We start from the raw sequence: 14,143 nt of genomic DNA, 5'->3' as shown, positions 1-14,143 counted from the left end.
CGGAAATGGCCGCAACAGCAACAGCGGGCGCGGCTGCGCCGAGCCTACCCAAGGCCGAGGAGCATATGGACCCGCGGCGGCTCATCGCCTTTTTCGCGATGGTCGTCGGCATGTTCATGGCGATCCTCGACATCCAGATCGTCTCCGCCTCGCTCGCCGAGATCCAGGCGGGCCTGTCGGCCGGGTCTGACGAGATCGGCTGGGTGCAGACCGCCTATCTGATCGCGGAAGTCATCATGATCCCGCTCTCGGGCACGCTTGCCCGCATCGTCTCGACGCGGGTGCTTTTCTCCGTGGCCGCGGCCGGATTCACGGCGGCCAGCGCTCTCGCCGCCACGGCCACCAATATCGAACAGATGATCGTCTACCGGGCGATCCAGGGATTTATCGGCGGCGGCATGATCCCGTCGGTCTTTGCCGCAGCCTTCACCATCTTCCCGCCGTCCAAGCGCAACGTCGTCTCGCCGATCATCGGGCTCATCGCGACGCTTGCGCCGACCATCGGCCCGACGGTCGGCGGCTATCTGAGCCATGCCTTTTCCTGGCACTGGCTGTTCCTCATCAACGTCATTCCCGGCATCATCGTCGCGACGGTCACCTGGATCTTCATCGATTTCGACAAGCCGGAACTCGGATTGATCAAGAAGTTCGACTGGTGGGGACTTCTCTCCATGGCGATCTTTCTCGGCTCGCTCGAATACGTGCTGGAGGAAGGCAATGCCAACGACTGGTTCAACGACGAGCACATCGTCATGGGTGCCGTCGCCACCACGGTCGCCGCCGTCGTCTTCTTCTATCGGGCGTTCAAGGTCGATTTCCCGGTCGTCGATCTCAAGGCGTTCGCCAACCGCAACTTCACCTTCGGCTCGCTCTTCTCCTTCGTCATGGGGATCGGCCTTTACGGGCTCACCTATCTCTATCCGCTCTATCTCGGGCGCATCCGCGGCTACGACTCGCTGATGATCGGCGAAACCATGTTCGTCTCGGGTCTCGCCATGTTCCTGACGGCGCCGGTTGCGGGCTTCCTCGCCGGGCGAATGGACGCGCGGGCGATGATGACCATCGGCTTTGCCGGCTTTGCCGCGGGCACCTGGCTGATGAGCCAGATGACCGCCGACTGGGATTTCTGGGAGCTGCTCGTTCCGCAGATCCTGCGCGGCTGCTCGCTGATGCTCTGCATGGTGCCGATCAACAATATCGCGCTCGGCACCCTGCCGCCGGCGCGCATCCGCAATGCGTCGGGACTCTACAACCTGACGCGTAACCTCGGTGGCGCGGTCGGGTTGGCGGTCATCAACACTATCCTCACGCAGCGCCAGGATTTCCACTACGCCCGGCTCGCCGAGCACGTGGAATGGGGCAACCCGGTCGCCGTCGAGCGGATGCGCAACATCGCCTCGACCTTCACTGCACACGGCCTCGACGGAACCACGGCTGCGGTCAAGCAGCTGGCGGCGATGGTCCAGCAGCAGGCGGTGATCATGTCCTTCATCGACGTGTTCGTATTGCTGACCGTCCTGTTCCTGTCGATGATCGCCGGCGTCCTGATGATCGCCAAGCCACAAGGCGCCGGCCCCGGAGGCGGCGGGCACTAGCGCGGGATAACGAAAAGTGTGCGCGGTTTTCCGCCCACATCCCGCTCCAGCGCTTTACGCGCTTTCGAGATCGCTGCAATATCCCGTCTCGTCGAAGCTGTCGGAGGCGCGCGGAGCAACGCGCGGGCGGCGCATGAACGATCGTCCTTGCCTACGACCTTCGCGGCGGATGTTCCTCGCCGGTGCGGTCGGATTCAGCCTCTCGATGACGGTGGGCGGCAGATTTCCAAGGGCAGCCGGCCCTCCGGTCGACGTGACCTTCCTCTTTGCCGCGGATATCCATGCCTGCCTCGTTTCGACGGACGGCTTGGCGCCGAACTGCGACGCGGAGGGCAAGACCGACGCCAGCCTCTTGCGCCATGTCGCCGCACTGAACGCACTTGCGGCACAGCACTGGCCGCATGCCATTGGAGGAAAGCCGAGCGGCCTTGCCAGCGCGGGCACGAGGATTTCGCGTCCGCTCGGTCTGGTGCTCGGCGGCGACATCACCGACGATGGCGGCGGCCAGGTTCGCCAGCCCCGCGAGGGGCGGCAATTACAGCAGTTTCAGAGCCGATACGAGCAGGCGCCGGGCCCGCACCATATCCACATTCCCGTTTATGTCGGCCTTGGAAACCATGACCTCGACCAGGACGGGCCGCCGCCGAATGCCGACTGGTATCGCCGGGAACTGCGAGACTATGTCGAGCTTACCCATCGCCAGACCGTTTTCTACAAGCCGCCGGTGCCGGTCGCGAATTACGATCCGCTATCGGACAGCTATTCCTGGGACTGGGGCGGTCTTCATCTCGTACACTTGCAGCGTTTCGGAGGCGACGAGAACAAGGGCGCGGTGAGCGGATTGCCATGGCTCAAGAGCGATCTCTCCTCCCATGCCGCCGATGGCCGGCCGGTCGTCCTCTTCCAGCATTATGGCTGGGACGCGTTTTCGACCGAGGCCTGGGATCCGGCGGCAAAGACCTTCGACGACAAGGGAGAGGGAGAGCCGCATTGGTGGAGCGCCGACGAGCGCCGGGCGCTGCTTGATCACCTGCAGGGCTACAATGTCGTCGGCCTCTTCCATGGGCATGAGCATGACCGCGTCATGGCCTACAGGGTCGGCGAGATCGACGTCTTCAAGCCCAAGGCGGCCTTCCTCGGCGGTTTCGCGGTCGTGCGCGTGACCGGCAGCTTCATGGATGTAGCCTTCGGCGAGGCCGAGGGCGAGCATGGCCACGTCGTCTTCACGCAGGCCTTCAGCAAGCGTTTCGATTGAAGCGACATTCCGGAACGTCCATTCGATCGCCCGCCCGGAGTTTTCTGATTTACGTACATCAAAAATTCCTCTAATGGGTTTGCCGGGAGGAAGAGATGCGACCGACAGTTCACGATATCGCCGCCGAGGCAGGCGTCAGTCTCGCCACCGTCGACCGGGTGTTGAACAATCGTCCGGGCGTGAGAAGCGTCACGCGGGGCAAGGTGGAGCGCGCGATCGCCACGCTCGGTTATGTTCGCGATGTCGCCGCTGCCAATCTTGCCAAGAGCCGCAGCTATCCCCTGATCTTCATCCTGCCCGCCGGCGAAAACTCCTTCATGCGCGGTCTCGAGGCGGAGGTGCGGTCGGCGATGTCGCGTTCCGCGACCGAGCGGCTGGATATCACCATCCTTTCCGTTCCGGTCTTCGATGCACCGGCGCTCGCCGCCGCACTACACGACGCGCGTGAGCGCCGGCCGGCGGGTGTCGCGGTGGTTGCCGTCGACGCGCCGGAGGTGACGGAGGCGGTAAAGCGGCTCCGCGAAGACGGCATTGCCGTCGTTACGCTGGTCTCCGATCTGCCGGGGTCCGGTCGCGACCATTTCGCTGGCGTCGACAATGTCGCCGCGGGCCGCACCGCCGGCAGCCTGATGGGCCGGTTCCTCGGCGGCGGCGAAGGACCGGTCGCGGTGCTCGCCGGCTCCATGCTGGTACGCGACCATCGTGATCGGCTGGAGGGTTTCCAGGCTGTCATGAGCGAGGATTTCGCCTCGCGCCGGATCCTGCCGGTGATCGAGGGGCAGGACAATCCGTCGCTGGTCGAGGCGCTCGTCGGCGCGCTTCTTGGGCAGCATCCCGACGTTGCCGGCATCTACAGCCTCGGTGCCGGCAATCGCGGGCTGGTCGCCGCTCTCGAAAAGGCGGGCAAAGGAAGGGCCGTTTGCACGATCGCGCATGAGTTGACGCCGCACAGCCGCGCCGGGCTTCTTTCCGGCACGATCGACGCGCTGCTCAACCAGAATGCGGGCCACGAGGTCAGGAGCGCCATACGGGTTCTGAAAGCAAAGGCGGACGGGCTGCCGGTCATCGCGGCGCAGGAGCGCATCCGCATCGATATTTTCCTGAAGGACAACCTGCCGCTCGAGCAGGAATAGGAGGACACCATGTATCTCGGACTGGATCTCGGCACGTCCGGCGTCAAGGCCATGCTGATGGACGGCGAGCAGCGGATCATCGGCTCCGCCAGCGGCGCGCTCGACGTCGACCGGCCGCATCCCGGCTGGTCGGAACAGGATCCGGCTGACTGGATCCGCGCCGCCGAGGAGGCGATCGCCCGGTTGAGGGAAACGCATGCGCAAGCGCTTGCAGCGGTCCGCGGCATCGGCCTTTCCGGCCAGATGCACGGTGCGACATTGCTCGACGAAGGCGATGCGGTGCTGCGGCCATGCATATTGTGGAACGACACCCGCAGCTTCCGCGAGGCGGCGGCGCTCGACGGCGACCCGCAATTTCGGGCGCTGACCGGCAACATCGTCTTTCCGGGCTTCACCGCACCGAAGCTCGCCTGGGTGCGCGAAAACGAGCCGGAGATCTTCGCCAGAGTTCGCTGGGTGCTGCTCCCGAAGGATTACCTGCGCCTCTGGCTGACCGGCGAGCATATGTCGGAGATGTCCGATTCGGCCGGCACGTCATGGCTCGAAACGGGCAAGCGCAAATGGTCGGCGAGCCTGCTTGCCGCTACTCATCTCGAAGAACGGCAGATGCCGGAACTCGTCGAAGGCACCGATGCAGCCGGGACTTTGCGGCCGGAGCTCGCTGCGCGTTGGGGGATGGGACCTGGCGTCGTTATCGCCGGCGGTGCGGGCGACAACGCAGCCTCGGCCTGCGGCATGGGAACGGTCGGGGAGGGGCAGGCCTTCGTCTCGCTCGGCACTTCCGGCGTGCTTTTCGCGGCCAATGCAAGCTATCTCCCCAACCCGGAGAGCGCCGTCCACGCCTTCTGCCACGCGCTGCCCAACACCTGGCACCAGATGGGCGTGATCCTCTCGGCGACGGACGCGCTGAACTGGCATTCCGGCGTCACCGGCCGGAGTGCCGCGGAACTCACCAGTGAACTCGGCGAGAGCCTCAAGGCGCCGGGCTCCGTGACGTTTCTTCCCTACCTCTCCGGCGAGCGCACGCCGCACAACGACGCGGCGATCCGCGGCGTCTTTGCCGGCCTCGGGCACGAGAGTTCCCGGGCGGTGCTTACGCAGGCGGTGCTCGAAGGCGTTTCCTTCGCGATCCGCGACAGTCTCGAGGCACTGCGCGCGGCCGGCACGAAGCTCAAGCGGGTGACGGCGATCGGCGGCGGTTCGCGCTCGCGTTACTGGCTGAGCTCGATCGCGACCGCGCTGAACCTGCCGGTCGACCTGCCCGCGGACGGCGATTTCGGCGCTGCCTTCGGCGCGGCGCGGCTCGGCCTGATCGCCGCCACCGGAGCCGACCCGGCCGCGGTCTGCACCGCACCCGAGACGGCGGAAACGATCGCGCCGGAGGCATCGCTCGTGCCCGCCTATGAAGATGCTTACCAACGCTATCGCCGGCTTTATCCGGCGATAAAGGAAGCGGCGCTGTGAGCAGTTTCGGCGCATCCACCAACTGCCTTCCACCCGATAGCCGGCCCCGTCGCGAACGGTGCCGCCAATTCACAATCCATGAGAGGAGACTGTCGTGAGCACGGGATTTTTCGGCGATATCGCCAAGATCAAATATGAGGGACCGGAAAGCACCAATCCGCTCGCCTTCCGCCATTACAATCCGGACGACGTCGTCCTCGGCAAGCGGATGGAGGATCATCTGCGCTTCGCCGTCGCCTACTGGCACACCTTCGTCTGGCCGGGCGGCGATCCCTTCGGCGGGCAGACCTTCGAACGCCCCTGGTTCAAGGATTCGATGGAAGCCGCCAAGCTGAAGGCGGATGTCGCCTTCGAATTCTTCCAGCTTCTCGGCGTACCCTACTACTGCTTCCACGACGCGGACGTGCGCCCGGAGGGGCGGAACTTCGCCGAGAACACGAGCAATCTCAACGCGATCGTCGATTATTTCGCCGGGAAGCAGGAAGAGACCGGCGTCAAGCTGCTGTGGGGCACGGCGAACCTCTTTTCCAACCGCCGCTTCATGGCGGGGGCTGCGACGAACCCGGACCCGGACGTCTTCGCCTTTGCCGCCGCGACGGTGAAGACCTGCATCGACGCGACGCAGCGGCTGGGCGGCGAGAACTATGTGCTCTGGGGCGGACGCGAGGGCTATGAGACCCTGCTCAACACCGACCTGAAGCGCGAGCTCGATCAGCTCGGCCGCTTCCTCAACCTGGTCGTCGAATACAAGCACAGGATCGGCTTCAAGGGCACGATCCTGATCGAGCCGAAGCCGCAGGAGCCGACCAAGCACCAGTACGACTACGACGTCGCTACCGTCTATGGCTTCCTCAAGAGATACGGCCTCGAGAACGAGGTGAAGGTCAACATCGAGCAGGGCCACGCGATCCTTGCCGGACATTCCTTCGAGCACGAGCTGGCGCTCGCCAATGCGCTCGGCATCTTCGGTTCGATCGACATGAACCGCAACGACTACCAGTCCGGCTGGGACACCGACCAGTTCCCGAACAACGTGCCGGAAATGGCGCTCGCCTATTACCACGTGCTTGCGGGCGGCGGCTTCAAGACCGGCGGCACGAACTTCGACGCGAAGCTGCGCCGCCAGTCGATCGACCCCGAAGACCTGCTGATCGGCCATATCGGCGGCATGGATTGCTGCGCGCGCGGCCTCAAGGCGGCTGCGAAGATGATCGAGGACAAGGCGCTCTCCGCACCGCTCGAAGCGCGCTACGCCGGCTGGAACGTGCCGGAGGCGAAGAAGATGCTCGACGGCGGCTTCTCGCTCGAGGAGATCGAGGCCTGGGTGCTCAAGTCCGACGTCAACCCGCAGCCGAAATCCGGCAGGCAGGAGCTTCTGGAAAACGTGGTGAACCGCTACGTCTGACGGGCGCGGGAAATCCTTTTTCGCGAGGGGCGCGCAAGCCGATTGCCCCTCGCGAAGAATCTGCTAGCTTCTGGCTCCTGCAACGTTGCAGGTGTATCAGTCGCTGCGAATTCGCGGGCCGGAAGCACTGGAAGTCAACGGTCGGCCGCAGGGCCGGCATATCGGACACCGCTCCATCAGGGAGGAAGTTATATGAAGACGATCAAAGGACCGGGGCTGTTTCTTGCGCAATTCGCCGGCGATGCCGCACCCTTCAATTCCTGGGATTCCATCACCAAATGGGCAGCCGATTGCGGTTATAAGGGCGTGCAGGTCCCGAGCTGGGACGGCCGGCTCTTCGACCTGAAGAAGGCTGCGGAATCGAAGACCTATTGCGACGAGGTCGCCGGCAAGGCGCGCGACAACGGCGTCGAGATCACCGAGCTTTCGACCCACCTCCAGGGCCAGCTCGTTGCGGCGCATCCCGCCTATGACGAGGCTTTCGACGGTTTCGCCGTTCCGCAAGTTCGCGGCAATCCCAAAGCGCGCCAGGAGTGGGCGGTCGAGCAGGTGAAGCTGGCGCTGACCGCCTCGAAGAACCTCGGCCTCGGTGCGATGGCAAGTTTTTCCGGCGCACTCGCCTGGCCCTTCGTCTATCCGTGGCCGCAGCGCCCGGCGGGCCTGGTGGAGACCGCCTTTGACGAGCTCGCGCGGCGGTGGAAGCCGATCCTCGACCACGCCGAGGATTGCGGCGTCGACGTGTGCTACGAGATCCATCCGGGCGAGGACCTGCACGACGGCATCACCTATGAGATGTTTCTGGAGCGCACCGGGAACCATGCCCGCGCCTGCATGCTCTACGACCCGTCTCACTATGTGCTGCAGTGCCTCGACTATCTCGAGAATATCGACATCTACAAGGACCGCATCCGGATGTTCCACGTCAAGGACGCGGAGTTCAATCCGACCGGACGCCAAGGCGTCTATGGCGGCTATCAAAGCTGGGTGAACCGCGCCGGCCGCTTCCGCTCGCTCGGCGATGGTCAGGTGGATTTCGGGGCCGTCTTCTCGAAGATGGCCGCCAATGATTTTGCCGGCTGGGCCGTGGTCGAGTGGGAATGCTGCCTGAAACATCCGGAAGACGGCGCGCGCGAAGGCTCCGAGTTCGTGACGGCGCATATCATCCGCGTCACCGAAAAGGCCTTCGACGATTTCGCCGACAGCGGCACCGACGAGGCGGCGAACCGGCGGATGCTGGGAATCTAAGTGAAAACCCCTCCCCAACCCCTCCCCACAAGGGGGAGGGGCTTACCTGTGGCTTCCGCCGGCATTAATCACGACGTCGATAATTGCGAATCCGTCGAAACATGGATGGAGCGGCTCGGCACACGTGAGCCCCTCCCCCTTGTGGGGAGGGGTTGGGGAGGGGCAGTGACGGCAATTCACGCGAACTCTTCAGGAGAGAAAGAACGATGGCTATCGAGGGAAGCAGTACTGAAACGCGTCAGAAGCGCATTCGGCTCGGCATGGTGGGCGGCGGATCGGGCGCCTTTATCGGCGCGGTGCATCGGATCGCCGCCAGGCTCGACGATCACTACGAGCTTGTCGCCGGCGCGCTCTCGTCGACGCCGGAGAAGGCCGAGGCTTCGGGCCGCGAGCTCGGGCTCGATCCATCGCGTGTCTATTCGGATTTCAAGGAAATGGCGATCCGTGAGGCGAAGCTGAAGAACGGCATCGAGGCGGTGGCGATCGTCACCCCTAACCATGTTCACTATGCTGCTGCCAAGGAATTCCTGAAGCGCGGCATCCACGTCATCTGCGACAAGCCGCTGACGTCGACGCTCGCCGACGCGAAGAAGCTCAAGAAGGCGGCCGACGAAAGCGATGCGCTCTTCGTGCTGACGCACAACTACACCGGATATCCGATGGTGCGCCAGGCGCGCGAAATGATTGAGAATGGCGACATCGGCGCCGTCCGCCTCGTGCAGATGGAATATCCGCAGGACTGGCTGACCGAGAATATCGAGCAGTCCGGTCAGAAGCAGGCCGCCTGGCGCACCGACCCGGCGCGCTCCGGCGCCGGCGGCTCGACCGGCGACATCGGCACGCATGCCTATAATCTCGGCTGCTTCGTTTCCGGGCTCGAGCTCGAGGAGCTCGCCGCCGATCTCGACAGCTTCGTTGGCGGGCGGCAGCTCGACGACAATGCGCATGTGCTGATGCGCTTCAGGGAAAAGGACGGAACGCGCGCCAAGGGCATGCTCTGGTGCAGCCAGGTGGCACCCGGCCACGAGAACGGCCTGATGGTGCGCGTCTACGGTACCAAGGGCGGTCTCGAATGGACGCAGAAGGATCCGAATTACCTCTGGTACACGCCCTTCGGCGAGCCGAAGCGTCTGCTGACGCGCGCCGGCGCAGGAGCTTCGCCGGCGGCGGCACGCGTATCGCGCATTCCGTCCGGCCACCCCGAGGGCTACCTCGAAGGCTTCGCCAATATCTATTCGGAAGCGGCGCGGGCGATCTACGCCAAGCGCAACGGCGGGAAGGCGGATCCTTCTGTCATCTATCCGACGATAGACGATGGCATGAAGGGCATGACCTTCGTCGATGCCTGCGTGCGTTCCTCGGAGCGCAACGGCGCCTGGATCAAGGTCTGAACCTTGCAAGCCGGAGCATTTCCGCGATTCGGTGAAAAGTGGAAATGTTCCAGAGCGGGATGAGGAACAGTGTGTGCGGTTTTCCGCCCGCGTCCCGCGTCTCAACTTCTAGGAATCGATCACGTTCATGTATTTACGTCGACCCGACCTAAAAACATCGTGACCTAGGGAAGGGCGGGAACACCTCGCCCTTTTTCATTGACATTTGCCACCGCGGCCTTAGGCCACGTCCTCAGACGAGGGCGAGACCTCCCATGGTCCGCCTTACCATTGAATCGAACGCAGCCATGCCTTCGGTCCGGCTGCGCAGACGATGAGGCCTGAATGATGATCGAAGCCAAGAAACTCGCAGCGCGCTTTCCCGGCGACTTTGTCTTCGGCGTTGCAACCGCATCCTTCCAGATCGAGGGAGCCAGCAAGGCGGATGGCCGCAAAGCCTCCATCTGGGACGCCTTCTCCAATATGCCGGGGCGCGTTTACGGGCGCCACAACGGCGACGTCGCCTGCGACCACTACAACCGGCTGGAGCAGGACCTGGACCTCATCAAGAGCCTCGGCGTCGAGGCCTACCGCTTCTCGATCGCCTGGCCGCGGATCGTGCCGGAGGGCACGGGGCCGATCAACGAGAAGGGGCTCGACTTTTACGACCGCCTTGTCGACGGACTGAAGGCGCGCGGCATCAAGGCCTTTGCGACCCTCTATCACTGGGACCTGCCGCTGGCGCTGATGGGCGACGGCGGCTGGACGGCACGCACGACCGCCTATGCCTACCAGCGTTACGCCAAGACCGTGATCGCGCGTCTGGGGGATCGTCTCGACGCGGTCGCGACCTTCAACGAACCGTGGTGTTCCGTCTGGCTCGGCCATCTCTACGGTGTCCATGCACCGGGCGAGCGCAACATGGATGCAGCACTTGCCGCACTGCACTTCACCAATCTCGCCCACGGGTTGGGGGTCGCGGCGATCCGCTCGGAACGGCCGGAACTGCCGGTCGGCATCGTCATCAATGCCCATTCGGTCTATCCCGGCAGCAACAGCGCCGAGGACAAGGCCGCGGCAGAGCGCGCCTTCGATTTCCACAACGGCGTCTTCTTCGATCCGATCTTCAAGGGCGAGTATCCGGAGGATTTCCTCTCCGCGCTCGGCGAACGCATGCCGGCGATCGAGGACGGCGACATGGCAACGATCGCCCAGCCGCTCGATTGGTGGGGGCTCAACTATTATACGCCGATGCGGGTTTCGGCAGACCCCGCGAAAGGCGCCGAATATCCGGCGACCGTCAATGCGAAACCTGTCAGCAACGTGAAGACCGATATTGGCTGGGAAGTCTATGCGCCGGCTTTGGGCAGCCTCGTGGAGACGCTCAATGCGCGCTACAGGCTCCCCGACTGCTACATCACCGAGAATGGCGCCTGCTACAATATGGGCGTCGAGAACGGTACCGTCGACGATCAGCCTCGGCTCGACTACATCTCAGACCACCTCGCCGTCACCGCCGACCACATCGCCAAGGGTTATCCGATGCGGGGCTATTTCGCCTGGAGCCTGATGGATAACTTCGAATGGGCCGAGGGCTATCGGATGCGCTTCGGCATCGTTCACGTCGATTACGAGACACAGGTCCGCACGATCAAGAAAAGCGGTCGCTGGTATAAGGACCTGGCGGAACGGTTTCCAAGCGGCAACCACAAGCCGGGATGATGCCGGAGCGAGCGGACGGCGGTTCTGCACAAAAAGAGTAGACTTTTGCGTCGCGCCCTGGGGCTCCGGAAAAACGTACCTGTAAAAGGGCGCGCCCGCGCGCCATAAGAACCACATGCTCCTTGGCATGGCAGTCATGCCGAGGAGGCGTTGAACTGACCGGTTGGCCGATGATAGAGAGTTGCTCCACGTTTCGAATGCGTTGTCGAATGTCCGTCTGACGAGGCGACGTTTTTTCCGTGCCGGCCCTATTTAGCAAGGGACCGGAGTTTCGAACATCCGAGAGCATCATGTATCCTCCTATCGTTTTGATCCCTCCTGCGGGGGCGACCGGACAATGACCCTTCCTCGATCCGAGATATCGGCCGGTGATGCGGTCGTCTTCGACGCCGTGTCCAAGCGCTTTCCGGCCTCCGGCGGAAATACGGCCTTCACTGCGCTCGACAATGTCAGCCTGGCGGTCGCTCGCGGCTCGATCACCGGTATCATCGGTCGTTCCGGCGCCGGCAAATCGACGCTGATCCGGCTGGTCAACGGCCTCGAAAAGCCTTCAAGCGGCAAGGTGTTCGTCGATGGCGTCGATGTGGGTGCGCTGGACGAGGCGGGCCTGCGCGATCTCCGCCGCTCCGTCGGCATGATCTTCCAGCATTTCAACCTGCTTTCCTCGCGCACCGTTTTCGGCAATGTCGCGCTGCCGCTCGAAATCGCCGGCATGGATCGGCGCGCGATCGAGCAGCGTGTGCGCCCGCTTCTCGAACTCGTCGGTCTCGCCGACAAGCACGGGCGCTACCCGGCGGAACTTTCCGGCGGCCAGAAGCAGCGCATCGGCATCGCCCGGGCGCTTGCGACCGAACCCAAGCTGTTGCTTTCGGACGAGGCGACCTCGGCGCTCGACCCGGAAACGACGCAGTCGATCCTGGAACTGCTGAGACGGATCAATGCGGAACTGGGCCTTACCGTTCTGCTCATCACCCACGAGATGGAAGTCGTGAAAGCGGTTACCTCCGACGTGGCGGTGATCGACAAGGGCGAGATCGTGGAGCGAGGGCACACTTTCGATGTCTTCACGCATTCCAGGCACGAGACGACGCGGGCGCTCCTTTCCGGTCTGGCGGGTTCGAAACTGCCGGAAGCCGTTGCCAGAGGCCTGAAGCCGGCGGCAGCAAGCGGCGATCGCGTCGTGGTGCGCCTCACCTTCTTCGGGGCAGCGGCGGAGCGCCCGCTGATCTCGCAGCTCATCGAGTCCGTCGGCGCCGAGGTCAACATCATCGCCGGCACGATCGACGAGATCGGCGGCAAGCCCTATGGCTCGCTCGTCGTCGCCTATGGCGCCGATGCCGAAACCTCGGGCAAGGCGGAGCGCTTCTTCACCGAGAACGGACTGGTCACGGAGGTGCTCGGCTATGTCGCCTGATCTTCTGCTTCGCATAGGCAGCGCAACGCTCGACACGATGTACATGGTGGCGATCGCCGGCCTCGTGGGCTCGCTGATCGGGCTGCCGATCGGCATCTTCCTGGCGACCAGCGGCAAGGGCGAGCTGTTTCCCGCGCCCAATGTCAACCGCGCCGTGGGACTTGTGGTGAACGCGACGCGGTCGACGCCCTTCATCATTCTCGTCGTCGCGATCATTCCGTTGACGCGCCTCATCACCGGCACCTCCATCGGCACCAAAGCGGCGATCGTGCCCTTGACGATTGCGACCATTCCCTTCGTCGCCCGCCTTGTCGAGGCGGCGATCCGCGACGTCGACAAGGGGCTGATCGAGGCGGCGCGCGCCATGGGCGCCACCCCGATGCAGATCGTCTTCAAGGTCCTGCTCGCCGAATCACGGCCGGCGCTGACGCTGGCGCTCACCATGACGATCGTCAGTCTCATCGGCTATTCGGCGATGGTCGGCGCCGTCGGCGGCGGCGGTCTCGGCGATCTGGGCATCCGCTACGGCTACCAGCGCTTCATGCCGGACGTGATGCTCGTCGTGGTCGTCGTGCTCATCGTGCTCGTACAGCTCGTCCAGAGCGCCGGCGACCGGATGGCGCGGCGCTTCGACAAGCGCAGCCGCAAGACCTGATCCTTTCCAAGACACCAAACAGCAACAAGGAGACATCCATGAAAAAGTTGATTCTCGCGGCGGCCTTCGCCGCCCTGGCTGCCGGCACGGCGCTTGCGGAAACCATCAAGGTCGGCGTGACCCCGGGCGAGCATGCCGAGATCATGGAGAAGGTGAAGGAAGTCGCCGCCCCCAAGGGCCTCGACATCGAGATCCTCGAATTTTCCGACTACGTGGTTCCCAACCAGGCGCTCGCCGACGGCGACCTCAATGCCAATTCCTTCCAGCACCAGCCCTATCTCGACAACCAGATCGCCGATCGTGGCTTCGACATCGTCAGCGTGGGCCTGACCATCACCACGCCGATGGGCGTTTATTCGAGCAAGGTTAAGAGCCTCGATGAGCTGGAGGACGGCGCGACGATCGCCATTCCGAACGACCCCACCAATGGCGGCCGCGCGCTCCTGGTTCTCGCATCGAAGGGCCTCATCAAGGTCAATCCGGATGCCGGGCTCAAGGTCACCCCGGCCGACGTGACGGAAAATCCGAAGAACATCGAGTTCGCCGAGCTCGACGCGGCCCAGCTGCCGCGCTCGCTGGCCGATGTCGACGCGGCCGTGATCAACACCAATTACGCGCTCGAGGCCGATCTTCACCCGAAGGAAGACGCCATCGCCATCGAAAGCGAGAAGTCTCCTTATGCCAACGTCATTGCGGTGCGTAGCGCAGACAAGGATGCGCCCTGGGTGAAGACGCTCGTCGAATCCTACCACGACGACAAGGTCAAGGCCTTCATCGTAGAGCACTTCAAGGGTGCGCTCATCCCGAGCTGGTGAGCGGCTTTGCCCCTCTCCTCGGGTTTAACCCGAGGACTAACCCTCTCCCCGCGGGCGGCCACGGCATGCC

Annotated in this window: 11 protein-coding genes; all 11 read left to right on the top strand. The window is 63.9% G+C overall.

Annotated features, from left to right (window positions below):
• The first annotated feature begins 5 nt into the window (after window positions 1-5).
• On the top strand, window positions 6-1,595 hold the full coding sequence (locus PZL22_RS16050; RefSeq protein ID WP_003528867.1) for a DHA2 family efflux MFS transporter permease subunit: 1,590 nt from the start codon (window positions 6-8) through the stop codon (window positions 1,593-1,595).
• A 169-nt stretch (window positions 1,596-1,764) separates the two neighbouring features.
• Complete coding sequence (locus PZL22_RS16045; RefSeq protein ID WP_003528869.1) at window positions 1,765-2,850, top strand: metallophosphoesterase; 1,086 nt, start codon at window positions 1,765-1,767, stop codon at window positions 2,848-2,850.
• 95 nt (window positions 2,851-2,945) lie between these two features.
• Complete coding sequence (locus PZL22_RS16040; RefSeq protein ID WP_003528872.1) at window positions 2,946-3,983, top strand: LacI family DNA-binding transcriptional regulator; 1,038 nt, start codon at window positions 2,946-2,948, stop codon at window positions 3,981-3,983.
• 9 nt (window positions 3,984-3,992) lie between these two features.
• Complete coding sequence (gene xylB, locus PZL22_RS16035) at window positions 3,993-5,447, top strand: xylulokinase (RefSeq protein WP_003528873.1); 1,455 nt, start codon at window positions 3,993-3,995, stop codon at window positions 5,445-5,447.
• Between the two features lie 94 nt (window positions 5,448-5,541).
• Window positions 5,542-6,852: a xylose isomerase gene (xylA, locus tag PZL22_RS16030; protein WP_003528875.1), complete on the top strand. Its 1,311-nt coding sequence runs from the start codon at window positions 5,542-5,544 to the stop codon at window positions 6,850-6,852.
• A 192-nt stretch (window positions 6,853-7,044) separates the two neighbouring features.
• A complete protein-coding gene (locus PZL22_RS16025; protein ID WP_003528877.1) occupies window positions 7,045-8,097 on the top strand; it encodes a sugar phosphate isomerase/epimerase family protein in 1,053 nt (350 codons plus the stop codon).
• 206 nt (window positions 8,098-8,303) lie between these two features.
• Entirely contained in the window at window positions 8,304-9,488 is a 1,185-nt protein-coding gene (locus PZL22_RS16020) for a Gfo/Idh/MocA family protein (RefSeq protein WP_003528879.1), read from the top strand.
• A 324-nt stretch (window positions 9,489-9,812) separates the two neighbouring features.
• Window positions 9,813-11,189, top strand: coding sequence for a GH1 family beta-glucosidase (locus tag PZL22_RS16015; protein ID WP_033048616.1), 1,377 nt, complete (start codon window positions 9,813-9,815; stop codon window positions 11,187-11,189).
• A gap of 337 nt (window positions 11,190-11,526) precedes the next feature.
• Window positions 11,527-12,603 carry a methionine ABC transporter ATP-binding protein gene (locus tag PZL22_RS16010; RefSeq protein ID WP_003528882.1) on the top strand — a complete coding sequence of 359 codons (1,077 nt, stop codon included), beginning with the start codon at window positions 11,527-11,529 and terminating at the stop codon, window positions 12,601-12,603.
• Window positions 12,593-13,258 (top strand): methionine ABC transporter permease, encoded by a 666-nt coding sequence (locus PZL22_RS16005; protein ID WP_003528883.1) that lies wholly within the window; start codon window positions 12,593-12,595, stop codon window positions 13,256-13,258. Before PZL22_RS16010 ends, PZL22_RS16005 begins: the two co-directional genes overlap by 11 nt.
• A gap of 38 nt (window positions 13,259-13,296) precedes the next feature.
• Window positions 13,297-14,073: a MetQ/NlpA family ABC transporter substrate-binding protein gene (locus tag PZL22_RS16000; RefSeq protein WP_003528884.1), complete on the top strand. Its 777-nt coding sequence runs from the start codon at window positions 13,297-13,299 to the stop codon at window positions 14,071-14,073.
• Window positions 14,074-14,143: the final 70 nt, after the last annotated feature.

The organism is Ensifer meliloti (genome assembly GCF_030064585.1).
GTDB classification, from domain to species: Bacteria; Pseudomonadota; Alphaproteobacteria; order Rhizobiales; family Rhizobiaceae; genus Sinorhizobium; species Sinorhizobium meliloti.
Note: the sequence above shows the minus strand (reverse complement) of the source record. Positions and strands in the feature narration are given on the sequence as shown.